The organism is Paraburkholderia eburnea, from assembly GCF_002917095.1.
GTDB lineage: Bacteria > Pseudomonadota > Gammaproteobacteria > Burkholderiales > Burkholderiaceae > Paraburkholderia > Paraburkholderia eburnea.
Map to the genome: position 1 here is coordinate 468,977 of NZ_PQGA01000001.1, position 22,576 is coordinate 491,552.

The following is a 22,576-nucleotide window of genomic DNA, read 5'->3' on the forward strand; positions in this document are numbered from 1 at the left end:
GACCGGGCTGCGCGGCCGCGGCATCCGGCCCCGCCTTCCGGTTATTTCTGGTTATACTCGTCCGCACTGAAGCGTCTGCATAAAACATGACCTCCCTCGCCGATCTCCGCAAGAATTACTCGCTCGGCTCGCTCGACGCCACCGACGTCGACGCCGATCCGATCCGCCAGTTCCAGACCTGGTTCGCCCAGGCGCTCGACGCGCAGTTGCCCGAGCCCAATGCGATGACCGTCGCGACCGTCGATGCCGAAGGCCGTCCGGCCGCGCGCATCCTGCTGATCAAGGGCGTGGACGAGCGCGGCTTCGTGTTCTTCACCAACTACGACAGCCGCAAGGGCCGCGAACTGGCGGCCAGGCCGCACGCCGCCCTGCTGTTCCACTGGATCGAACTCGAACGCCAGGTGCGTATCGAAGGCCGCGTCGAGAAAACCAGCGATGCGGAAAGCGACGCCTACTATCAGTCGCGTCCGCTCGGCTCGCGCATCGGTGCGTGGGCGTCGGAGCAGAGCACGGTGATCGACAGCCGTGCGCAGCTCGAAGCTCGCGAGCGCGAAATCAGCGCCCAGTACGGCGATGCGCCGCCGCGCCCGCCGCACTGGGGCGGCTACCGCGTCGTGCCGGACGCCATCGAGTTCTGGCAAGGCCGCCCGTCGCGCCTGCATGACCGCATCCGCTACACGCGCGACAGCGCGCAAGCCGGCGCCGCGTGGCGCATCGAACGGCTCGCCCCCTGATCCTGATCGAGCGGCGTGCCCGCCGGGCGCGCCGCCCTCTGCGGTTCGAGGCGGTATGACGGCGCGCCAGTCCGCTTTGCCTCGTGTTTGTCCGGTACTACGCATCGCAATTCGCTTTTGTCTTTCCTCGGCTTGAGCCGTTCAATCGACACGGAGAGAAACGCATGTTCTGGGAGAAAAAACTCGCACAGTGGGTCGACGAAGTGCGCAACAAGGCCGATCTGCCCGCGCGGCTCGTACTCTGGAGCGGCCAGCAATACGATTTCGGCCACTTCGCCGCGCCGCAGGTCACGCTGAAGGTCAATAGCGCGTCGGCGCTGCCGCTTCTGCTCGAACCGAGCCTCGACAATCTCGGCGAGGCCTATGTGAAGGGCAAGATCGACATCGAAGGCAAGGTCGCCGACATCATCAACATCAGCTACTCGCTCGCGCGCAGCACCGTCACGAGCGCCAGCAAGCTCGCGCGCGTGCGCCGCTACTTCACGCACTCGAAGAGCACCGACAAAAAGGCCATCCAGTACCACTACGACGTCTCGAACGAGTTCTACAAGCTCTGGCTCGACGAGAACATGGTCTATTCGTGCGCGTACTTCGAGAACGGCGATGAAGATCTCGCCACCGCCCAGCTCAAGAAGATCGATCACATCCTCACCAAGATCCAGCTCAAGGAAGGCCAGACGCTGCTCGACATCGGCTGTGGCTGGGGGGCGCTCGTGCTGCGCGCGGCGCAAAAATTCGGCGCGCGCTGCGTGGGCGTGACGCTCTCGCAGAACCAGTTCGATCTGGCCACGCAGCGCGTGAAGGACGCGGGACTCGAAGATCGCATCGAGATCCGCCTGCAGGACTATCGCGACGTTCAAGGCCAGTTCGACCGCATCACGAGCGTGGGCATGTTCGAGCACGTCGGGCGCAAGAATCTGCCCGGCTACTTCACGAAAGTGCGCGAGCTGCTTGCCGACGACGGCATCGCCATGAACCATGGCATCACCTCGTCGGATGCCGAAAGCGGCGAGACGGCGCTGGGCGGCGGCGAGTTCATCGACCGCTACGTGTTCCCCGACGGCGAGCTGCCGCATATCAGCCTGGCGCTGGAAGCGGCGCAGCGCGGCGGGCTGGAGGCGGTTGACGTGGAAAGCCTGCGCCGTCACTATGCGCACACGCTCGACCTCTGGGCCGATAACTTCGAGGCGCGTGCCGAAGAAGCGAAAAAGCTCGTCGACGACGAGAAGTTCCGCATCTGGCGCGTCTACCTGGCGGGCTGCGCCTACGCGTTCGAGCACGACGACGTGTCGATTTACCAGATCGTCTGCCGCAAGGCCGGCCGCAGCGCGACGACGCTGCCGTGGTCGCGCCGCTATATGTACGAGAAGCCGCTTTGATGTGCCCGTCGCGGGTGAGGCGGGCGGCTTTTTCCTGCTTTTTCTGACCGGGCGCCTCACTCGCCACTTTGATACCTGGATGAACGAACGCGACGACGGCCTTTTCGGGGCGCTGGACCATGATGGCGAGGCTTCAGCGCGGCCCGCCTCGCGCAGTGTGACGCGCGCGCCCGCCCGACGCGCCGCGCCTGTCGAGCGCCCGGAGAAAGCCCAGACCGCCCAGACCGATCTGTTCGGCTTCGTGCCGCCTGAGCCGCCGCCCAGGCGCGCCGCACGCGGCCAGTCGCCGGAAGCCGATTCAGAAACCGCCGACAGCCCAACGGACACGCCGGAATCCCCCGATTCTCCCGCCCCCAGACGCCGCGCGCGTGGCGTGCTGCCCGCCGCCCCTACGCAGGACGTGCTCGACCTGGCCGCCGATCTGCCCGCCGGCGTGCGGCTGGGCACCTCGTCGTGGTCGTTTCCGGGCTGGAACGGCATCGTCTATGGCGACGACTACAGCAACTCGAAGCTCGCGCGCGACGGACTCGCGGCCTATGGCGCGCATCCGCTATTGCGCTCGGTGAGCATCGACCGCTCGTTCTACGCGCCGCTCAGCGTGACCGACTATCTGCGCTACGCGCAACAGGTGCCGGATCATTTCCGCTTCATCGTCAAAGCGCCCGCGCTCATCACCGACGCCAGCGTGCGCGGCGATCGCGGCGAGCCGGTCTCGGCCAACCCGTGCTTTCTGAACGCCGAGCTTGCCGCGCGCGAATTCGTCGAGCCGTGCCTCGCGGGCCTCGGCAGGAAGGCGGGCGCGCTCGTGTTCCAGTTTCCGCCGCTGCCCGATCAACTGCTCGCCGATCCGGCCGTGTTCGTCGAGCGGCTATCGGCCTTCCTGGCCGCGCTGCCGCCGCTTCAGCCGCTGCCGAAGCCCGCCGAAGACGCCACCGACGACGCCGCGCCCGGCGACGCGACCTGCTACGCCGTCGAGATCCGCGACGGCATCCTGCTCACGCCGCGTTTCGTGCGCGCGCTGCGCGCGGCGGGAGTGCGCTACTGCGTCGGCCTGCACGCGCGTATGCCCGACCCGCTGCGCCAGGCGGCGGCGCTCGCGCTGATGGACGGCGAAGCGCCCGCCGGACCGCTGATCGTGCGCTGGAGCCTGCACAGCGGCTTCAAGTACGAGCAGGCCAAGGCGCGCTATGAACCATTCGACAAGCTCGTCGACGAAGACCCGCACACGCGCGACACGCTCGCCGAACTGGCCGCCCGCTATGCGATCGCGGGCCAACCCGTGCTCATCACGACCAATAACAAGGCGGAAGGATCGGCGCCGCTCACGTGCCAGAAGCTCGGGATCGCTATCGCCGGGGAAATGGCGCGCCTGCGCACTGAAGCCCGGGAATCTGCGTCATGAAATGAAGCAGGGGCGGTTCGATCCCTCGAACCGCCCCTGCCGTTGCGCTCACCTGAGCGCGTCTACGCCAGGCTCAAGCCTTGAGCCGATGCGCGAACTTCTGGCGGAACTTCGCCACCTTCGGCGCGACCACGAAGGCGCAATAGCCCTGATCCGGATGCTGCGCGAAGTAGTTCTGGTGATACGCCTCGGCGGGAAAGTAGTTGCCGTCGAGCGGCAGCACCTGGGTGACGATCTTGCCGTCATAGACGCCTTCGGCCGCCAGCTCGCGGATCGCCTGTTCAGCGATTGCGCCCTGTTCCGGCGAATGCGTGAAGATCACCGAGCGATACTGCGTGCCGACATCATTGCCCTGACGGTTCAACTGGGTCGGATCGTGAATCGCGAAGAAGATGTCGAGGATCTCGCGATAGCTGATCTTCGCGGGGTCGAAATCGACCTTTACGACTTCGGCGTGGCCCGTCGCGCCGTCGCAGACCTGCTCATAGGTCGGATTGACGGTCTGGCCGCCCGCATAGCCCGACTCCACCGCCACCACGCCTTCCACACGCAGATAGACTGCTTCGAGGCACCAGAAACATCCGCCGCCCAGGGTGGCCGTTTCGATCGTCTGACTCATGCTCAACTCTCCTTTGACAATGGCGGACGCGCCGTGCGCACAATCGGCACAAATCGGCGCAACCAGGCGGTAACCGCTGCGCGAGTGGGTCTAAACCCAGTCGCCCGCCGCTTTTCGCTAAAATTGGGGCAATTCGCCGAAATTCCACATGATTATTCCGACTTCCGCATCGATTGAGGGCGTGCAGCCATGACCCGCCGCGCCAGCCCGCCCAACTTCGACGCCGCCGCATTCCGCCGCGCGCTCGGCCAGTTCGCGACCGGCGTGACGGTCATCACGACGCGCGCGCCCGACGGCCAGCTCATCGGCATTACCGCCAGTTCGTTCAACTCGGTGTCGCTCGATCCGCCGCTCGTGCTCTGGAGCCTCGCCACGCGCTCGGCGTCGATGCCCGTGTTCCGCAGCAACAGCCATTATGTGGTGAATGTGCTCGCCGCGTCGCAGCTCGATCTGTGCAAGCGCTTCGCGACCGTCAAGGGCGACCGTTTCGAAGGCGTCTCGCACGCGGCCGGCGACAGCGGCATGCCGGTGCTCGACGGCGCCATCGCCTGGTTCGAATGCCATAACCGCAGCCGCTACGACGAAGGCGATCACGTCATCTTCGTGGGCGAAGTGGAGCGCTGCGGCGTGCGCGAGGATCTCGATCAGGCGTCGCCGCTCGTGTTCCACGGCGGCGGGTTTCACCAGATCGAACCGCTTTGATCGTGCTTTGATCGTGCTTTGATGTTCACCGGCCCGGCGCACGCGCCGGGCAGCCCCCGCCTCGACTTCAGCCTCAGTTCGCCTTCGGCTCGCCGCGCTGCGCGATCAGATCGACGGGCACGCCCGCCTCGACCTTGAGCGTCGTGAGCACGATGTTCGAGCGGATGTCCATCACGCCCGGCGCCTTGTACAGCTTGTTGAGCACGAAATCCGAGTAGTGCTTGAGGTTGTGCGCGAGCACGCGCAGCAGATAGTGCGTCTCCCCCGTCACCACGTAAGCGCCCACCACTTCGGGCCAGTCGCGCAGCGCCGTGACAAAGCGCTCGTGCCAGCTTTCCTGGTCGTTGCGCATCGAGACCTGCACAAAGGCTTCCATCTCGAAGCCGAGAATCTCCCGGTTCAGACTGGCGCGATAGCGCTCGACCACGCCCTGCTCTTCGAGCAGGCGCAGCCGCCGCAGACACGCGGACGGCGACAGCGAAATACGTTCGGCCAGATCGAGGTTGCTGATGCGGCCCTCGTTCTGGAGCACGGCGAGAATCCGGCAATCGGTTGCGTCGAGCGAGATAGCGTTCATATTTGGTCTCCGTTCCCGTCTTGTAACAAATTATGTGCCAAGAACTGTAGCGTACGGCGTTTTTTTCGCAAGCACATTTCGCAGAGGGTTGCCTATCATTCGAAAAATACCCGCACACTTCTGTCATCGAGATGAACACCCTCTGGGATATTTCCCCGCCGATCCATCCTGCAACGCCCGTCTGGCCCGGCGATACGAGCGTAAGCGTCGAGCGTGTCTGGCGCATGGAGGCCGGCTCGCCGGTCAATGTGGCGCGCGTGACGCTCTCGCCGCACACCGGCGCGCACACCGACGCGCCGCTGCACTACGACGCCGAAGGCGCGCCCATCGGCGATGTGCCGCTCGATACGTATATCGGCGCGTGCCGCGTGATTCATTGCGTGGGCGCGACGCCTTTAGTGCTGCCCGAGCATGTCGAAAACGCGCTCGACGGCATCCCGCCGCGCGTGCTGTTGCGCACTTACGCGCAAGCGCCGCAGGATCGCTGGGATAGCGCGTTCTGCGCCGTGGCGCCCGCGACGATCGATCTGCTCGCGGCGCATGGTGTGCGCCTGATCGGCATCGATACGCCGTCGCTCGACCCGCAGGAGTCGAAGACGATGGACGCGCATCACCGCATCCGCGCGCATCGCATGGCGATTCTCGAAGGCGTCGTGCTCGACGCCATCGCGCCCGGCGACTACGAGCTGATCGCGCTGCCGCTGAAATTCGCGACGCTCGACGCCAGCCCCGTGCGCGCCGTGCTGCGCGCGCTGCCCCAATAAGACACACACACCAGAAAACACCGATTGCACCGCAATCGCCCGAGACACCTTCACGACTCCCCATCGACATGAACGACCGTAACGAAGCCCTGGCCGCCGACCGCGCCGACCCGCTCGCGGCGCTGCGCGAACAATTCACGCTCGCCCCCGAAACCATTTATCTGGACGGCAACTCGCTCGGCGTGCCGCCGCAGGCCAGCGCCGCGCGCGCCCAGGCCGTGATCGGCGGCGAATGGGGCGAAGGCCTGATCCGCAGCTGGAACACGGCTGGCTGGTTCGCGCTGCCGCGGCGTCTGGGCAACAAGCTCGCCCCGCTGATCGGCGCGGCCGAGGACGAAGTGGTCGTGACCGACACCATCTCGATCAATCTCTTCAAGGCGCTGTCCGCCGCGCTGCGCGTGCAGAACGCGCGCGATCCGAAGCGCCGCGTGATCGTCTCCGAGCGCTCGAATTTCCCTAGCGATCTCTACATCGCGCAGGGTCTGATCGAGCAACTCGATCGCGGTTACGAGCTGCGCCTCGTGGACGATCCGTCCGAGCTGCCCGCCGCGATCCGCGACGACGTGGCCGTGGCGATGATCACGCACGTGAACTACCGCACCGGCGAGATGCACGACATGCGCGCGCTCACCGAACACATCCACGCGCAAGGCGCGCTCGCGCTCTGGGATCTGGCGCATTCGGCGGGCGCGGTGCCGGTCGACCTGAACGGCGTGAACGCCGATTACGCGGTCGGCTGCACGTACAAGTATCTGAACGGCAGCCCCGGCTCGCCGGGCTTCGTGTGGGTGCCCAAACGCAACCAGAACACGTTCTCGCAGCCGCTGTCGGGCTGGTGGGGCCACAAGTCGCCGTTCGAAATGAATCCGCAATACCGGCCCGACGACGGCATCGGCCGCTATCTGTGCGGCACGCAGCCGATTGTCTCGATGGCGCTGGTCGAATGCGGCCTCGACGTGTTCCTGCAAACCGACATGCAGGCGATCCGCCGCAAGTCGCTCGCGCTCACCGATCTCTTCATCGAACTGGTCGAGACGCGCTGCAAGGAGTTCGACCTCACGCTCGTCACGCCGCGCGAACATGCGCGGCGCGGCTCGCACGTGAGTTTCGAGCATCCCCATGGCTATGAAGTGATGCAGGCGCTGATCGCGCGCGGCGTGATCGGCGACTATCGTGAGCCGCGCGTGCTGCGCTTCGGCTTTACGCCGCTTTACGTGCGTTATGTGGATGTCTGGGACGCGGTGGAAACGCTGCGCGACGTGCTCGCGACCGAGTACTGGCGCAAGCCCGAATTCGCCGCACGCGGCGCGGTGACCTGAGGAGCGCGCGATGAACGACCACATGCAGATTCCGGGCGTGCCCGAGGACGCCAGTGCACCGAAGGACGCGCCGCGCGGCGGCTGTCCGTTCGGCCACGGCGCGGGCGCGGCGGCGGCTCACACGCAGGCGCCCGCAGCAGCAGCGGAACAAGGCGACGGCTGGCACGACGCGCAGCTCGACTTTTCGAAGTCGATGAGCTACGGCGATTACCTTGGGCTGGATTCGGTGCTCAATGCGCAGCATCCGCTCTCGCCCGATCACAACGAGATGCTGTTCATCGTCCAGCATCAGACCAGCGAGCTGTGGATGAAACTCGCGCTGTACGAGCTGCGCGCGGCGCTCGCCAACGTGCATCGCGACGAACTGCCGCCCGCGTTCAAGCAGCTCGCGCGCGTCTCGCGCATTCTGGAGCAACTGGTGCAGGCGTGGAGCGTGCTTTCGACGCTCACGCCGTCCGAATACACGGCGATGCGGCCGTATCTGGGCGCGTCGTCGGGCTTCCAGTCGTATCAGTACCGCATGATCGAGTTCCTGCTCGGCAACAAGAACGCGCAGATGCTCAAGCCGCACGAACATCGGCCCGAGATTCACGCGCAGGTGAAGGCGACGCTCGAAGCGCCGTCGTTCTACGACGAGGTGATCCGCCTGCTCGCGCGGCGCGGCTTTGCGATCGCGCCCGAGCGTCTCGCGCGCGACTGGAGCCAGGCGACGGAGCACGACGCCACGGTGGAAGCGGCGTGGCTGGAGATTTATCGCAATCCCTCGAAGCACTGGGATCTGTACGAAATGGCCGAAGAACTCGTCGATCTGGAAGACGCGTTCCGCCAGTGGCGCTTTCGCCACGTGACGACGGTGGAGCGCATCATCGGCTTCAAGCAGGGCACGGGTGGCACCAATGGCGCGCCGTATCTGCGCAAGATGCTCGACGTCGTGCTGTTTCCGGAGCTTTGGCACGTGCGCACGGTGCTCTGACGCGCGTTGCCGCTTGAACGTCGCGCCTAAAGAAAAAGCCCGCCGGTTGGCGGGCTTTTTTGCGAAGGAACGCGCCGGGCTTAGACCACCACGGTCTGCGCTTCGCCTTCCTTGCTTTCGCGCACGAAGCCGATCTTCCAGACCTGCTCGCCCGCGGCCGCCAGCAGCGCGGCGGCGGCATCGGCCTGATCGGCCGCCACGACCACGGCCATGCCGATGCCGCAGTTGAACACGCGATGCATTTCCGCGTCGGCGACGCCGCCTTCCTTCTGCAGCCACGAGAACAGCGGCGGCAGCGGCCATGCGGCATGGTTCAGTTCAGCCGTGAGGCCTTCACGCAGCACGCGCGGAATGTTTTCGACCAGACCGCCGCCGGTGATGTGCGCCATGCCCTTCACGGTGATGGTTTCCATCAGCTTGAGCAGCGGCTTCACGTAGATGCGCGTGGGCGCCATCAGGGCGTCGGCCAGCGTGCGGCCGTCGAAGTCGGCGTTCATGTCCGGGTTCGCGCGCTCGATGATCTTGCGCACGAGCGAGAAGCCGTTCGAGTGGATGCCGCTCGACGCGAGGCCCAGCACCACGTCGCCCGGGGCGATCGTGCTGCCGTCGATGATCTTGCTCTTTTCCACCGCGCCGACCGCGAAGCCCGCGAGGTCGTATTCGCCGTCCGGGTACATGCCCGGCATTTCCGCCGTCTCACCGCCGATCAGCGCGCAGCCCGAGAGCTCGCAACCTTGCGCGATGCCCTGCACGACCGTGGCCGCCGTATCGACGTCCAGCTTGCCGCAGGCGAAGTAATCGAGGAAGAACAGCGGCTCGGCGCCCTGCACGAGGATGTCGTTGACGCTCATCGCGACGAGATCCTGGCCGACCGTATCGTGTTTGTTCAGATGAAACGCGAGGCGCAGCTTCGTGCCCACGCCGTCGGTGCCCGAAACCAGCACGGGCTCCTTGTACTTCTTCGGCACTTCGAAGAGCGCGCCGAATCCGCCGATACCGCCCATCACGCCTTCGCGCAGGGTCTTTTTCGCAAAAGGCTTGATGCGATCGACGAGCGCATCGCCCGCGACCATGTCCACGCCGGCGTCGCGGTAGGAGAGGCCTTGTTGGGAATTAGCGGGGCCGGATTTCGGTTCATTCATGGGGAAGCGCCAGAAGGTCGGTAAAATGCGATTTTAACCGATTGACGGCGCCCCGCCGCCGCGCCCAGGGTGAGTATTTTGATACGCGCCTGGCGCAGGCGAGCCGCAAACAGGATGCAAGCGGGACGCGAATGGGCGGATGAGCGCGGCGCGGCGCGCCCGGAACGGGCAGGAGACAAGGCGCAAGACGCGCGAATAATGGGCAAAAAGACCGCTCGCGCACGACTTCGCCATCCCGCCTCACCCTACAAACGGAAACCTGGTTTTGTCGCAGAACACTCCGATTTTCACGCCGTATCAACGTCAGGCCTTCATCTGGGCCGCGCTTGCGCTCGCCTTCGGCATCGTGCTGTGGCTGCTGCGGCCCGTGCTCACGCCCTTTCTGCTCGGCGGCCTGCTCGCTTACGTGCTGCAGCCGGGCGTGGCGTGGCTCGTGCGCCGGCGCGTGCCGCGCGGCCTCGCCGCACTCACGATGATGCTGTTTTTCGCGCTGGTCGTGACGATGCTGGTGGTGCTGCTGCTCGCCGTGATCCAGAAGGAAGGGCCGCAGCTCAAGCAGCAGGTGCCCGCGATGATCACGCATCTGCACGACTGGCTGCAGCCCAAGCTGAGGTTTCTCGGCGTGAGCGACGACATGCTCGATTTCCAGAGCCTGCGCGACATGATCACGAGCCGCATGGAAGGCAGCGCGCAGACCATCGCGCTCTACGCGTGGACGTCGATTCGCACCAGCAGCAACGTGGCGATCGAGGTCGTCTCGAACGCCGTGCTGGTGCCGCTCGTGCTGTTCTATCTGCTCTACGACTGGAACGCGATGCTTTCGCGCATGCAGACCTTCGTGCCGCGCCGCTGGTTCGCGCGCACCATGGAGCTGGCCGGCGAGATGGATCGCATGCTGGCGCAATATCTGCGCGGGCAGTTGCTGGTGATGGCGATCCTCGCGGCGTTCTACGCAATCGCGCTGTCGATCGCGGGCTTCGAGGTCGCGCTGCCGGTGGGCGTGTTCACGGGCCTCGCGGTGCTGATTCCGTATCTGGGCTATGCGACGGGCCTCGTGCTCGCGCTCGTCGCCGCACTGCTGCAGTTCGGTAGCTGGTATGGTTTCGGCGCGGTGGCGCTGATCTACGGCGTGGGCCAGGTGCTCGAGGGCTTTTTCCTCACGCCGCGCCTCGTGGGCGAGCGCATCGGCCTGCATCCGCTCGCGGTGATTTTCGCGTTGCTCGCCTTCGGGCAACTGTTCGGCTTCTTCGGCGTGCTGCTTGCGCTGCCGGCCAGCGCGATCCTCTCGATCGCGCTGCGCGAGCTGCGGCGCAGCTATCTCGCCAGCGCGCTCTACCGCAATTGAGCCGCCACCGAGCACACGACGAGCAGACAGGCAGACACTGAGAGACCCGGGACTTCGGCCAGACATACCGTGCAGCGACAGCTAACGCTCGATCTCGGCACTCCGCCGCCATCGACCTTCGACAACTTCCACACCGGCGCCAATGCGGAGCTGGTCGCGCGCCTGCGCGGGCTGGACGCCGCACTCGCCGCGGGCGTCGATCCGAAGGCCGACCGCACGTTCTACGTCTGGGGCGAGCCGGGCAATGGCCGCTCGCATCTGTTGCGCTCGCTCGCCTTCGAAGCGCCGCCGGGTCATGTGCGCTATCTCGGACCGCAAAGCGGCCTCGCCGCCTTCACGTTCGATCCGCGCGTGACGATCTACGCCGTGGACGACTGCGATGCGCTCTCGGGCGCGCAGCAGATCGCGCTCTTCAATCTCTTCAACGAGGTGCGCTCGCATCCGGCCACGGCGCTCGTCGCCACCGGCAACGCGCCGCCGATGGGGCTCGCGGTGCGCGAGGATCTGCGCACGCGGCTGGGCTGGGGTCTCGTGTTCCATCTCGCGCCGCTCTCGGACGCGGGCAAGGCCGCCGTGCTCAAGCAGGCGGCGCGCGAGCGCGGCATCAATCTCGCCGACGACGTGCCGGCCTATCTGCTCACGCACTTCCGCCGCGATATGCCGAGCCTGATGCGCCTGCTCGACGCGCTCGACCGCTTCTCGCTGGAGCAAAAGCGCGCGGTGACGCTGCCGCTGTTGCGCACCATGCTCGCCAACGGTGAAGGGCCGCTGAGTCCCGAAGCGCTCGCGGGCGACGACACCGCGCTGTTCGCGTTGCAGCCTGAAGAGGCGGAAAGCGCCGATCCCGCCGATATCACCAACGTCATCGGCGAAGAGCAGGCCGAAGGCGGTGCGGCTCCCGCGCCCGATGCGACCCCGGCGGCCGTCGAGCTTGAATTGTTCCCGCCCCAGGAGACGCTGGAGCAGGACGCATCCGATCCGGCTTACGAAGCGCCGAAACCCCCGGCCCAGCAGGCGCGCGAGCCGCTGGGCGACAAGCCCTTCGAGCCGCCGACCGACAATGTCGACGGCGAACTCGGGGTTAAATTCCGCGACGTCGTCCATCGCGAGCTGGGCACGGAGCTGCAAGGCGAAGTCGAAGCCGATGTCAGCAACGAAATGACCGGCGAACTGAACGGCGATCTCGATCCGCCCGCCGTGCCCGTCGATCCGCATGATCCGAATGATCCGAACGCCCCGAACCGGCCACCCGCCGCGGCCGGACCGCAGCCGGACGCCCAGGCCGACCCTGCATCGCCCGCCATGCCGGACCCCGCCGCGCCCGATGGCTCCCCAAAGGCCGCCGCGCCCGACGAACCCGCTTCACAGTCCGACCCGCAGCCCAACACGCAGCCCGCCCCGCCGGCCGACGCTGGCAGCGGCAACGGCTTCACCCGCTTCAAGTAAAATGAGCGCCCATGGCTAATCTCGCACTCTTCGATCTCGATCACACGCTGATCCCCACCGACAGCGACCACGAATGGGGCCGCTTCATGGTGAAGCTCGGCCTCGTGGACGCCGAGCGCTTCACCGAGCAGAACGACTACTTCTACGGCCAGTACAAGGCCGGCACGCTCGACATCAACGCGTACCTCGTCGCCGCCCTCACGCCGCTCGCGAAGCATTCGCGCGAGCAGCTCAAGGCCTGGCACGACCAGTACATGCACGAAGTCATCAAACCGGCCATGCTGCCGGTCGCGATCGAACTCGTGCGCGAGCACAAGGCCGCGGGCGACCTCGTCTGCATGGTCACGGCGACCAACGAATTCATCACGGCGCCCATCGGCGAAGCCTTCGGCGTGGACAAACTGATCGCCTGCGAAGTCGAAACCGTGGACGGCCATCCGGCCTCGGCTTTCACCGGCCGCCCGACGGGCACGCCGAGCTTTCGCGAAGGCAAGATCACGCGCGTCGAAGCCTGGCTTGCCTCGCTCGGCAAGACCTGGTCGGACTTCGATCGCAGCTACTTCTATAGCGACTCGCACAACGACATCCCGCTGCTCGAAAAAGTCACCGACCCGATCGCGACCAACCCCGACGACACCCTGCGCGCCCACGCGCAAAAAGCAGGCTGGCGCATCCTCGATTTGTTCCAGGCATCGTGATCAAGAAATTCATCCGCAAGCTGTTCGGCCAGGACGACGCCGAAGCCCTTGAAACGCAAGGCGAATCCGGCGACCCAACCCGCGCAGCGGCCCAGCATGACGGCGACGCCGCCGTCGGCACCGCCACCCGGGCGCGCCGCAAAACCGTCACGGTCAAGAAGGAAGCCAAGCCGCGCGGCGCGCAAAAGGGCGCGGCCGACCCCACCACGCCCGTGATCCTGTCCGCCGACGTGCACGGCATCGACCCGTCGCTGATTTCCCGCAACGCCGTGCGCGTGACCGAAGGCCTGCAGCAAGCCGGCTTTCGCGCGTTCATCGTCGGCGGCGCGGTGCGCGATCTGCTGCTCGGCGTCGCGCCCAAGGATTTCGACGTCGCCACCGACGCCACGCCCGACCAGGTGCAGAAGCTGTTCCGCCGCGCGCGCATCATCGGCCGGCGTTTCCAGATCGTGCACGTGCAGTTCGGCCAGGAAATCATCGAAGTCTCGACTTTCCGCGCGCTGGTGGATGCGCCGCCCGCCGCCGCGCCCAGCGCCGCGCCGGTCAAACGCATGCGCCGCGACGAACTCGACCGCAAGACCCATCACGTCGACGCAAGCGGCCGCGTGCTGCGCGACAACGTCTGGGGCGAGCAGCACGAAGACGCCACGCGCCGCGACTTCACGATCAACGCGATGTACTACGATCCGGCCACGCAGACCGTGCTGGATTACCACAACGGCATGGCCGACATGCGCGCGCGCCTGCTGCGCATGATCGGCGACCCGGCCACGCGCTATCGCGAAGACCCGGTGCGCATGCTGCGCGTGGTGCGTTTCGCGGCCAAGCTCGGCTTCGAAATCGAGGAGCACACGCGCGCGCCCATCGTGGAAATGGCCGATCTCATCAACAACGTGCCGGCGGCGCGTCTGTTCGACGAGATGCTCAAGCTGCTGCTTTCGGGTCACGCGCTCGAATGCCTGCGCTGGCTGCGCAAGGAAGGCCTGCATCACGGCCTGCTGCCGCTGCTCGACGTGGTGCTGGAACAGCCGCAGGGCGAGCGCTTCATCACGCTCGCGCTGTCGAATACCGATGCGCGCGTGCGCGCCGGCAAGCCGGTGTCGCCGGGCTTCCTGTTCGCCACGCTGCTGTGGCACGACGTTCAGCAACGCCTGACGCAGTACACGGCCGAGGGCGACTTCCCGGTGCCGGCGCTGGGTCGCGCGATGGACGACGTGATCGACGCACAGACCGAAAAGCTCGCGATCCATCGCCGCTTCTCGTCCGATATGCGCGAGATCTGGGGCTTGCAGTTGCGCCTCGAAAAACGCGGCCGCAGCGCGATCAAGCTGCTGGAACACCCGCGCTTCAGAGCGGGGTATGATTTCCTCCTGCTGCGCTGCGAATCGGGCGAGCTCGACGCCGAAGTGGGCCAGTGGTGGACCGACTTCATCAGCGGCGATCTCACCGCGCGCGAAACGCTGCTGGCCGCCGGCGGCAGCAGGGAGCGCTCGCCGCGCAAGCGCCGCCGCCGTGGCGGTGCGAAGAGCCGCAAGGCGGGCGAAGCCGCAACCGGCGCCGCCGGTGACGAAGGCGCTGGCGCGGATTCCGCGCATGACGGGGGCGACGACGGCCCGTACGAGGACTGACGCCATGAGAGGCGCAGCGCGTAGTGCGGGCGCCTCGCAGGCGCCTTTGCAACGATAGCCGCAGGAAGTGAAGCCATGACGGTTGCCTGGCTGGGAATCGGCGCAAATCTGGGGGATGCGCGCCAGACCCTCAAAGACGCGGTGGTGTGTCTCGCGCAACAGCACACCATTACCGTGGTCGCCAAATCGAGTCTGTACCGCACCGCGCCGATCGACGCGGGCGGCGACGACTATTTCAACTGTGTCGTGAAACTCGAAACGTGCCTCACGGCGCACGATCTGCTCGGTCTGTGCCAGCGGATCGAGCATCATTTCGGCCGCGAACGCCCTTTTCGCAACGCGCCGCGCACGCTCGACATCGACGTCCTGATGTTCGGCGACGCCGTGATCGACGATCCCGACCTGACCGTGCCGCATCCGCGCATGACGGGCCGCGCGTTCGTGCTCGCGCCGCTCGCCGAAATCGATGCGCAGCTCGTCATTCCCGGTCAGGGTGCGGTGAGTGCGTTCCTGCCTGGCGTCGCCGATCAGCGCATCGAGAAGTTGCGCCCGCTGTGCGCGTGTCTGGGCACGGCGCCCTCCACGCCCGATAGCATCGAAGCACAAGGCAACGCCAGCGACGATGGCGGCAAGAAAGCCGGCGGCTGCCAATGAACACACCCCTGCCGATCGTCACCGCACGCGCCGCGCGGCCCGCGCTCGACTACATCGCGATCGAAGGGCCAATAGGCGCGGGCAAGACCGTGCTCGCCAGCCGTCTGGCCGAGCGCTGGTCGATGCAGACGCTGATCGAGTCGCACGCCGACAACCCCTTTCTCGAACGCTTCTACCGCGACGCCTCGCACCACGCACTGGCCGCGCAGCTTGCCGTCGCGCTGCAGCGCGAGCGCCTGTCGCACGAAGTGGCCGCGCGCCGCAGCGCGGGCGCGCCGCTCGTGACCAACTTCCTCGCCGAGCGCAACGACGTGTTCGCCCGCCTGACGCTGTCCGAGGACGAGTTGCCGCTCTATCGCGCGCTCGCCGCGCGCCTGCCCGTGCAGGCACCCGCGCCCGATCTGGTCGTCTACCTTCAGGCCAGTCCCGAAGCGCTGTTCGCGCGCATCCAGAAGCGCGCGGTGCCGGTGGAGCAGCACATCTCCGACGCTTTCCTGCGTGGGTTGTGCGACAGCTACAACGAATTTTTCTATCATTACGACCGCGCGCCGGTATTGACAGTCGGCGTCGAAAATCTGAATCCGCTCGACTCAGACGAGGACCTTGCGCTGATCGCCGAGCGTATCGAAACGATGCGCGGGCGCAAGGAATCGTTCGTCAAGGGCACGTCGCTCTGAGCCTCGCGAGGCCTGGTCAGGCGGCGTCCATCCGGTTTCTCCATCCTTAACGGATCTCACAAGGATCACCCCAGGATTTCCCCATGACTTACCTGCAGGAAACGAGCCGCAGCGCGGTCACCGTGCCCAAGCTCCAGACCATGCGCGACGCCGGCGAGAAGATTGCCATGCTCACGTGCTACGACGCCAGTTTCTCCGCGCTGTGCGACCGCGCGGGCGTCGATACCGTGCTGATCGGCGACTCGCTCGGCAACGTGCTCCAGGGCCACACGACGACCCTGCCCGTCACGCTCGACGACATCGCCTATCACACGGCGTCGGTGGCGCGCGCGCAACCCAAGGCGCTGATCGTCGCCGATCTGCCGTTCGGCACCTTCGGCACGCCCGAGGAAGCCTTCGCCAGCGCCGTGAAGCTCATGCGCGCGGGCGCGCAGATGGTCAAGATCGAGGGCGGCGAATGGCTCGCGCCCACCGTGAAGATGCTGGTCGAGCGCGCGGTGCCGGTGTGCGCGCACATCGGCCTCACGCCCCAGTCGGTGCACGCGTTCGGCGGCTTCAAGGTGCAGGGCAAGACCGATGCCGCAGCGGCCCAGCTCGTGCGCGACGCGCTCGTGCTGCAGGACGCGGGCGCGCAGCTCGTCGTGATCGAGGCCGTGCCCTCGGCGCTGGGCGCGGAAGTCACGAAGCAGTTGCGCATTCCGACCATCGGTATCGGCGCAGGGCTGGACTGCTCGGGCCAGGTGCTGGTGCTGCACGACATGCTGGGCATTTTCCCCGGCAAGCGTCCGCGCTTCGTGAAGGACTTCATGCAAGGCCAGCCGAATATCGAATCGGCCGTGCGCGCCTATGTGACGGCGGTGAAGGAAGGCACGTTCCCGGGCCCCGAACACGGGTTCTGAAGCCAGCCGCTTCATGCCGATGTGAAAAAGCGCGTGACCTTTTACGGCACGCGCTTTTTCTTTGGGCCTTTACGGGTGCGACGCACCGTTACATTAGCTTCGCGGGCACCGCCCCGCGCAACGCGTTGGTGAGCATCAGCGCCTGCGCTTCGAGCACGTCGCGGCGCGTCAGCACGCGCTCCTTTGCGCCGAGCGCTTCGTCATCGAGCAGCACCCCGCGCATCACACCGGGCAGCACGCCCGACGCAAGCGGCGGCGTCCACCACTGCCCGTCGAGCTTCACGAACACGTTCGAGCGTCCGCCTTCGGTCAGCTCGCCCCGCTCGTTGAAGAACAGCATGTCGAAGGCGCCCTGCGTTTCGGCCTCGCGCCACGCGCGGTCGAATTCGGCGCGGCGCGTGGACTTGCGCAGCAGCAGCGCATCAGCGGACTCAACCGGCGCGAAACCATGATCCGGCGCGAGCAGCACGCCGACGCTGTCGTGCGCCAACGGCGCGAGCGGCGCCGACGTCAGCGCGATCTCCCCGCTTTTGGCGAGCGCGACGCGCACGCGATGCGGTGCGTCATCTTCCGGCCATTGCGCGCACGCTTGCGCAAGACGCTCACGCAAGGCATCGACATCGCACGGAAAACCGAGCCACGCGGCACTCGACGCGAGACGCACGAGATGGCGTTCGAGGTGCCGCACGCCCTGCGCGCGCGTCGCGTACATCGTTTCGAACAGTTCGATGCCGGGATCGGCCCCGGTCAGGAAACGGGCTTTCAAACGCATCTCCTCATATTCGTCGGCGGCCACGCTGTCGAGCACGATGCCCGCGCCCACGCCCATCTCGCCGCGACGCAGACCGCCCACTGCGGCATCGAGCGTCAGCGTGCGAATCACCACCGAAAGGCAGAAGTCGCCGCACGCTTCGCCATCGCGCGCCGCGTCGAGCCAGCCGATCGTGCCCGTGTACAGGCCGCGCGGCCCATGCTCCAGCGCGTCGATCAGCTCCATCGTGCGGTGCTTGGGCGCGCCCGTGATCGAGCCGCAGGGAAACAGCGCGCGCATCGCGTCAGCGAAGGTCGTGCCTTCGCGCAGCTTCGCTTCGACCGTCGACGTCATCTGCCACACCGACGCATACGGCTCGACGCTGAAGAGCGCCGGCACGCGCACCGTGCCCGTGCGTGCCACGCGCGAGATATCGTTGCGCAGCAGATCGACGATCATCACGTTTTCGGCGCGATTCTTGGGATCGTTGGCAAGGAACTGCGCGGCAGCGGCGTCCTCGGCGGGATCGGCCCAGCGCGCCGCCGTGCCCTTCATCGGTTTCGCGCGCAACGTTTCGCCGTGCTTTTCGACGAAGAGTTCCGGCGAGCACGACAGCACCCAGCGATCGTCCGGCAGCGCGATAAGCGCGCCATAGCGCACCCGCTGGCGCTCGCGCAGACGGCGATAGAGCGCCAGCGGCGAGCCGAACGCCTCGAAGCCGAACCGGTACGTGTAGTTGATCTGGTACGAGTCGCCGATGCGCAGCGCGTCCTGCACCGCGCCGATATCGCGCTCGAAGCGCTCACGATCGACGCCCATCGTCACGCCCGCGATGCCGGCCGGATGCGGCGTCTCGCTGCCTTCGCGCGTGGCGAGCCAGGCATCGGCTTCGTCGCGCGAGAGCTTTTCGCAGCGTTCGAACAATAAAAAACGCAGCGCGGCGTGGCCGGGCTGCGTTTCAATGGACGAACCGGGTGAAGCAATGGCGCTGGGCTTGATGAGCTTGCCGAGCACGAGCGCGCGCGCGAAGTCGTAGTCGCCGAGCACGAGGCTATGCAGCCCCGCATTCTGCGCGTCACGCACCTGCGCGCATACCGCGTCGAGATCGGCCGGGCGCTCGCACGCCAGTTCCCGCACGAAGCCCGTAAAAAGGCGGCTCGAACGGCTCGCCGCCGTCGAGTCGCCATCGTCGAGCAGCGCGAACACCGCGCCACCTGGATTGACTGCCATTGTGTGACTACCTGTACTGCCAGCGGTCCGAGGCGCACTGGACGCATGAAACGACCCGCGCGCCCTCAAAACCGCGCATCAATCGAAGAAGCTCTTGACGCGGTCGAACCAGCTCTTGCTCTGCGGGCTATGGCGCGCGCCGCCTTCCACGAGCGACTTCTCGAACTGCTGAAGCAGTTCGCGCTGATGCTCGGTGAGCTTGACCGGCGTTTCCACCTGGACGTGCACGTACAGATCGCCCGCGATGCTCGAACGCAGACCCTTGATGCCCTTGCCGCGCAGACGGAAGGTCTTGCCCGACTGCGTGCCTTCGGGCACCGGGAAAGTCGCACGGCCCGCCAGCGTGGGCACTTCGATCTCGCCGCCAAGCGCGGCGGTGGAGAACGGAATCGGCATCTGGCAGTGCAGATCGTCGCCGTCGCGCTCGAAAACCGCGTGCTGCTTGATGTGGATTTCGACGTACAGATCGCCCGAGGGGCCGCCGTTGATGCCAGGCTCCCCGTTGCCGGCCGAGCGGATACGCATACCGTCGTCGATGCCCGCCGGAATCTTCACTTCCAGCGTCTTGGTTTCCTTCACCTTGCCCGCGCCATGGCAGGACGTGCAGGGCTCGGGGATGTACGAACCGGTGCCGTGGCACTTCGGGCAAGTCTGCTGGATGCTGAAAAAGCCCTGCGACATGCGCACCGAACCCGAACCGTGACAGGTCGGGCAGGTTTCCGGCTTGGTGCCGGGCTTCGCGCCCGAGCCGTGACAGACTTCGCAACTGCTCCAGCCCGGCACGCGGATCTGCGTTTCGTAACCGTGCGCCGCCTGCTCCAGCGTGATTTCCATGCTGTAGCGCAGATCCGCGCCGCGATACACCTGCGGACCGCTGCGCTGGCCGCCACGGCCACCCGCGGCCTGGCCGAAGATATCGCCAAAGATGTCGCCGAAGGCATCCGCGAAACCGCCAAAGCCCTGCGCACCCGCGCCGCCCATGTTGGGATCGACGCCCGCGTGGCCGTACTGGTCGTAAGCCGCGCGCTTTTGCGAGTCCGACAGCATTTCATAGGCCTCTTTGGCCTCCTTGAAATGCTCTTCCGCATCCTTGTTGTCCGGATTGCGGTCGGGGTGATACTTCATCGCCAGCTTGCGATACGCCTTCTTGATTTCGTCGTCGCTCGCGTTCTTCGCGACGCCCAGAACCTCGTAGTAATCCCGTTTCGCCATATCGGTTCAACGCCGGGCACACGCTGCGCGCACGCCGGCTCCTCTTGAATGCTGGATCTCGTGACCCGTTAGCCGTTCCTTTTGAACCCCGCGCACGCGTTTTTGCTGCGCTTGCGGCCCCTGAAAAAGAACGGCCTCCATAAAACAAATGTGCCCGGAGAGCCGTGAAGGCCCGCCAGGCGCTGCAATGCAGAGCGCATCGTAACCGATGCGGCGGCTGCCGTCTTTGCCGCTCAGGCTGCAACCTTGAGGTTGCAGCCTGAGCGGGCAGACGCTTAGTCCTTCTTGACTTCCTTGAACTCGGCGTCGACCACGTCGTCGGCGTGGTTCTGCGCGCCTTGTTCGGCACCGGCCGCGCCTGCACCAGCCGCACCTGCCGCGCCCGCTGCACCTGCCTGCTGCGCCTGCATGTCGGCGTACATCTTTTCGCCGAGCTTCTGCGACGCGGCCGACAGCGCCTCGACCTTCGCTTCGATCGTCGCCTTGTCAGCCGACGTGTCCTTCAGCGTGTCTTCGAGTTCCTTCAGCGACGCTTCGATCTTGTCCTTTTCGGACGCGTCGATCTTGTCGCCGTATTCGGCCACGGCCTTCTTCGTGCTGTGCACCAGCGCATCGCCCTGGTTGCGCGCATCGGCCAGCTCACGCAGACGGTGATCTTCTTCCGCGTTCGCTTCGGCGTCCTTCACCATCTTCTCGATTTCGGCTTCCGACAGACCCGAGTTCGCCTTGATCGTGATGCGGTTTTCCTTGCCGGTCGCCTTGTCCTTCGCGCCGACGTGCAGAATGCCGTTCGCGTCGATGTCGAAGCTCACTTCGATCTGCGGCACGCCGCGCGGTGCGGGCGGGATGCCTTCGAGGTTGAACTCGCCCAGCAGCTTGTTGCCGGCTGCCATTTCGCGTTCGCCCTGGAACACCTTGATCGTCACGGCCGACTGGCTGTCGTCAGCCGTCGAGTAGACCTGCGAGTGCTTGGTCGGGATCGTGGTGTTCTTGTTGATCATCTTCGTCATCACGCCGCCGAGCGTCTCGATACCGAGCGACAGCGGGGTCACGTCGAGAAGCAGCACGTCCTTGCGGTCGCCCGACAGAACCTGACCTTGAATCGCGGCGCCAACGGCCACGGCTTCGTCCGGGTTCACGTCACGGCGCGGGTCCTTGCCGAAGAATTCCTTGACCTTCTCCTGCACCTTCGGCATACGCGTCTGGCCGCCGACGAGGATCACGTCGTCGATGTCGCCGACCTTCACGCCTGCGTCCTTGATCGCCACGCGGCACGGCTCGATGGTGCGCTCGATCAGGTCTTCGACCAGCGCTTCCAGCTTGGCGCGCGTGATCTTCAGGTTCAAGTGCTTCGGACCCGAGGCGTCCGCCGTGATGTACGGCAGGTTGATTTCGGTCTGCTGGCCCGACGACAGTTCGATCTTGGCCTTTTCAGCGGCTTCCTTCAGGCGTTGCAGCGCGAGCACGTCCTTCGACAGATCGACGCCCTGCTCCTTCTTGAACTCGCCAATGATGTAATCGATGATGCGCTGGTCGAAGTCTTCGCCGCCAAGGAACGTGTCGCCGTTGGTCGAGAGCACTTCGAACTGCATTTCGCCGTCCACATCCGCGATTTCGATGATCGAGATGTCGAACGTGCCGCCGCCCAGGTCGAACACGGCAATCTTGCGGTCACCTTCGGCGGCCTTGTCCAGGCCGAAAGCCAGTGCGGCTGCGGTCGGCTCGTTGATGATGCGCTTGACTTCCAGACCCGCGATGCGGCCGGCGTCCTTGGTGGCTTGACGCTGGCTGTCGTTGAAGTACGCGGGAACCGTGATCACGGCTTCCGTGACCGGCTCGCCGAGGTAGTCTTCAGCGGTCTTCTTCATCTTGCGCAGCACTTCAGCCGAAACCTGCGACGGCGCGAGGTTCTGGCCGTGCGCGGCAACCCATGCGTCGCCGTTGTCGTGCTTGACGATCTGATAGGGCATCAGGTTGATGTCCTTCTGCACTTCCTTTTCGTCGAAGCGGCGGCCGATCAGGCGCTTGACCGCGTACAGCGTGTTGCGCGGGTTCGTGACCGACTGGCGCTTGGCCGGCGCGCCGACCAGCACTTCATTGTCGTCCATGTAGGCGATGATCGACGGCGTCGTGCGGGCGCCTTCCGAGTTCTCGATCACTTTGACCTGATTGCCTTCCATCAGCGCCACGCACGAGTTCGTGGTGCCAAGGTCGATACCGATGATTTTGCCCATTTTTCTCAATTCTCCAATTTTGATCCGCTGTGCGTACGCCGCTTTTCGCAAGCCGGGCGTGACGCTGCAATAAATTCAGAACTGCTGCCCAAATAAGTGCCAAGCCGGCGTTTTCAAGAGCTTCGGGCTATGCGTTCGATAGTTTTTTTCGTTTTTTTCGTTTTTTTCCACCGGGCGGCGCATTTTCGCGA

Annotated in this window: 19 protein-coding genes and 1 pseudogene; 14 read left to right on the plus strand and 6 right to left on the minus strand. The window is 65.8% G+C overall.

Going from position 1 to position 22,576, the window contains the following annotated elements; translation table 11 throughout:
- Positions 1-86 precede the first annotated feature (86 nt).
- From pdxH to B0G62_RS02105, 3 genes are all read left to right on the plus strand, one after another.
- Positions 87-734, plus strand: coding sequence for a pyridoxamine 5'-phosphate oxidase (gene pdxH / locus B0G62_RS02095; RefSeq protein ID WP_103702036.1), 648 nt, complete (start codon positions 87-89; stop codon positions 732-734).
- A gap of 164 nt (positions 735-898) precedes the next feature.
- On the plus strand, positions 899-2,113 hold the full coding sequence (locus tag B0G62_RS02100; protein ID WP_103702038.1) for an SAM-dependent methyltransferase: 1,215 nt from the start codon (positions 899-901) through the stop codon (positions 2,111-2,113).
- Positions 2,114-2,192: 79 nt separating this feature from the next.
- Positions 2,193-3,515 (plus strand): DUF72 domain-containing protein, encoded by a 1,323-nt coding sequence (locus tag B0G62_RS02105; RefSeq protein WP_103702902.1) that lies wholly within the window; start codon positions 2,193-2,195, stop codon positions 3,513-3,515.
- Positions 3,516-3,588: 73 nt separating this feature from the next.
- Here the strand turns inward: B0G62_RS02105 and msrA are convergent, their stop codons facing one another.
- Complete coding sequence (gene msrA, locus B0G62_RS02110) at positions 3,589-4,134, minus strand: peptide-methionine (S)-S-oxide reductase MsrA (protein WP_103702040.1); 546 nt, start codon at positions 4,132-4,134, stop codon at positions 3,589-3,591.
- Positions 4,135-4,323: 189 nt separating this feature from the next.
- On the opposite strand from msrA, the gene B0G62_RS02115 reads away from it, so the two are divergent.
- A complete protein-coding gene (locus B0G62_RS02115) occupies positions 4,324-4,836 on the plus strand; it encodes a flavin reductase family protein (protein ID WP_027816790.1) in 513 nt (170 codons plus the stop codon).
- A gap of 73 nt (positions 4,837-4,909) precedes the next feature.
- On the opposite strand, the gene B0G62_RS02120 is transcribed toward B0G62_RS02115, so the two are convergent.
- Positions 4,910-5,413, minus strand: coding sequence for an Lrp/AsnC family transcriptional regulator (locus B0G62_RS02120; protein WP_103702042.1), 504 nt, complete (start codon positions 5,411-5,413; stop codon positions 4,910-4,912).
- Between the two features lie 131 nt (positions 5,414-5,544).
- On the opposite strand from B0G62_RS02120, the gene kynB reads away from it, so the two are divergent.
- The 3 genes from kynB to kynA all read left to right on the plus strand — a co-directional run bounded on the left by kynB (position 5,545) and on the right by kynA (position 8,469).
- On the plus strand, positions 5,545-6,177 hold the full coding sequence (kynB, locus tag B0G62_RS02125) for an arylformamidase (RefSeq protein ID WP_103702044.1): 633 nt from the start codon (positions 5,545-5,547) through the stop codon (positions 6,175-6,177).
- A 68-nt stretch (positions 6,178-6,245) separates the two neighbouring features.
- Entirely contained in the window at positions 6,246-7,496 is a 1,251-nt protein-coding gene (kynU, locus tag B0G62_RS02130) for a kynureninase (RefSeq protein ID WP_103702046.1), read from the plus strand.
- Between the two features lie 10 nt (positions 7,497-7,506).
- Positions 7,507-8,469: a tryptophan 2,3-dioxygenase gene (kynA, locus tag B0G62_RS02135; RefSeq protein WP_103702048.1), complete on the plus strand. Its 963-nt coding sequence runs from the start codon at positions 7,507-7,509 to the stop codon at positions 8,467-8,469.
- 80 nt (positions 8,470-8,549) lie between these two features.
- Here the strand turns inward: kynA and purM are convergent, their stop codons facing one another.
- Positions 8,550-9,611: a phosphoribosylformylglycinamidine cyclo-ligase gene (purM, locus tag B0G62_RS02140; RefSeq protein ID WP_103702050.1), complete on the minus strand. Its 1,062-nt coding sequence runs from the start codon at positions 9,609-9,611 to the stop codon at positions 8,550-8,552.
- Positions 9,612-9,876: 265 nt separating this feature from the next.
- Here purM and B0G62_RS02145 point away from each other — a divergent pair, with 265 nt between their 5' ends.
- The 7 genes and pseudogenes from B0G62_RS02145 to panB all read left to right on the plus strand — a co-directional run bounded on the left by B0G62_RS02145 (position 9,877) and on the right by panB (position 16,958).
- Complete coding sequence (locus B0G62_RS02145; protein ID WP_103702052.1) at positions 9,877-10,956, plus strand: AI-2E family transporter; 1,080 nt, start codon at positions 9,877-9,879, stop codon at positions 10,954-10,956.
- Between the two features lie 69 nt (positions 10,957-11,025).
- Positions 11,026-11,718, plus strand: a pseudogene (hda, locus tag B0G62_RS02150) (DnaA regulatory inactivator Hda); the annotation flags it as partial.
- Between the two features lie 695 nt (positions 11,719-12,413).
- Positions 12,414-13,100, plus strand: a complete 687-nt coding sequence (locus B0G62_RS02155) for a histidinol-phosphatase (protein ID WP_103702054.1) — start codon at positions 12,414-12,416, stop codon at positions 13,098-13,100.
- Positions 13,097-14,728: a polynucleotide adenylyltransferase PcnB gene (gene pcnB, locus B0G62_RS02160; protein WP_103702056.1), complete on the plus strand. Its 1,632-nt coding sequence runs from the start codon at positions 13,097-13,099 to the stop codon at positions 14,726-14,728. The genes B0G62_RS02155 and pcnB overlap by 4 nt, the downstream gene beginning before the upstream one ends.
- Positions 14,729-14,803: 75 nt before the next feature.
- Positions 14,804-15,382 (plus strand): 2-amino-4-hydroxy-6-hydroxymethyldihydropteridine diphosphokinase, encoded by a 579-nt coding sequence (gene folK, locus B0G62_RS02165; RefSeq protein WP_103702058.1) that lies wholly within the window; start codon positions 14,804-14,806, stop codon positions 15,380-15,382.
- Positions 15,379-16,059, plus strand: a complete 681-nt coding sequence (locus B0G62_RS02170; RefSeq protein ID WP_103702060.1) for a deoxynucleoside kinase — start codon at positions 15,379-15,381, stop codon at positions 16,057-16,059. The genes folK and B0G62_RS02170 overlap by 4 nt, the downstream gene beginning before the upstream one ends.
- An 83-nt stretch (positions 16,060-16,142) precedes the next feature.
- The gene (gene panB / locus B0G62_RS02175) at positions 16,143-16,958 is read left to right on the plus strand and encodes a 3-methyl-2-oxobutanoate hydroxymethyltransferase (RefSeq protein ID WP_103702062.1); all 816 of its coding nucleotides are present in this window, start codon (positions 16,143-16,145) and stop codon (positions 16,956-16,958) included.
- A gap of 88 nt (positions 16,959-17,046) precedes the next feature.
- Here the strand turns inward: panB and pabB are convergent, their stop codons facing one another.
- The 3 genes from pabB to dnaK all read right to left on the minus strand — a co-directional run bounded on the left by pabB (position 17,047) and on the right by dnaK (position 22,385).
- Positions 17,047-18,939: an aminodeoxychorismate synthase component I gene (pabB, locus tag B0G62_RS02180; RefSeq protein ID WP_103702064.1), complete on the minus strand. Its 1,893-nt coding sequence runs from the start codon at positions 18,937-18,939 to the stop codon at positions 17,047-17,049.
- Positions 18,940-19,017: 78 nt separating this feature from the next.
- Positions 19,018-20,151: a molecular chaperone DnaJ gene (gene dnaJ / locus B0G62_RS02185; RefSeq protein ID WP_103702066.1), complete on the minus strand. Its 1,134-nt coding sequence runs from the start codon at positions 20,149-20,151 to the stop codon at positions 19,018-19,020.
- A gap of 275 nt (positions 20,152-20,426) precedes the next feature.
- Positions 20,427-22,385, minus strand: a complete 1,959-nt coding sequence (gene dnaK / locus B0G62_RS02190) for a molecular chaperone DnaK (protein ID WP_103702068.1) — start codon at positions 22,383-22,385, stop codon at positions 20,427-20,429.
- Positions 22,386-22,576: the final 191 nt, after the last annotated feature.

Bases quoted from the DNA above. Each gene is read 5' to 3' on its own strand.
- panB (WP_103702062.1), top strand. From the start codon at position 16,143: ATGACTTACCTGCAGGAAACGAGCCGCAGCGCGGTCACCGTGCCCAAG.
- kynU (WP_103702046.1), top strand. From the start codon at position 6,246: ATGAACGACCGTAACGAAGCCCTGGCCGCCGACCGCGCCGACCCGCTC.
- msrA (WP_103702040.1), bottom strand. From the start codon at position 4,134: ATGAGTCAGACGATCGAAACGGCCACCCTGGGCGGCGGATGTTTCTGG.
- dnaK (WP_103702068.1), bottom strand. From the start codon at position 22,385: ATGGGCAAAATCATCGGTATCGACCTTGGCACCACGAACTCGTGCGTG.
- B0G62_RS02100 (WP_103702038.1), top strand. From the start codon at position 899: ATGTTCTGGGAGAAAAAACTCGCACAGTGGGTCGACGAAGTGCGCAAC.
- dnaJ (WP_103702066.1), bottom strand. From the start codon at position 20,151: ATGGCGAAACGGGATTACTACGAGGTTCTGGGCGTCGCGAAGAACGCG.
- kynB (WP_103702044.1), top strand. From the start codon at position 5,545: ATGAACACCCTCTGGGATATTTCCCCGCCGATCCATCCTGCAACGCCC.
- B0G62_RS02105 (WP_103702902.1), top strand. From the start codon at position 2,193: ATGAACGAACGCGACGACGGCCTTTTCGGGGCGCTGGACCATGATGGC.
- B0G62_RS02120 (WP_103702042.1), bottom strand. From the start codon at position 5,413: ATGAACGCTATCTCGCTCGACGCAACCGATTGCCGGATTCTCGCCGTG.
- B0G62_RS02155 (WP_103702054.1), top strand. From the start codon at position 12,414: ATGGCTAATCTCGCACTCTTCGATCTCGATCACACGCTGATCCCCACC.
- pabB (WP_103702064.1), bottom strand. From the start codon at position 18,939: ATGGCAGTCAATCCAGGTGGCGCGGTGTTCGCGCTGCTCGACGATGGC.
- pdxH (WP_103702036.1), top strand. From the start codon at position 87: ATGACCTCCCTCGCCGATCTCCGCAAGAATTACTCGCTCGGCTCGCTC.
- B0G62_RS02115 (WP_027816790.1), top strand. From the start codon at position 4,324: ATGACCCGCCGCGCCAGCCCGCCCAACTTCGACGCCGCCGCATTCCGC.
- purM (WP_103702050.1), bottom strand. From the start codon at position 9,611: ATGAATGAACCGAAATCCGGCCCCGCTAATTCCCAACAAGGCCTCTCC.
- B0G62_RS02170 (WP_103702060.1), top strand. From the start codon at position 15,379: ATGAACACACCCCTGCCGATCGTCACCGCACGCGCCGCGCGGCCCGCG.
- folK (WP_103702058.1), top strand. From the start codon at position 14,804: ATGACGGTTGCCTGGCTGGGAATCGGCGCAAATCTGGGGGATGCGCGC.
- kynA (WP_103702048.1), top strand. From the start codon at position 7,507: ATGAACGACCACATGCAGATTCCGGGCGTGCCCGAGGACGCCAGTGCA.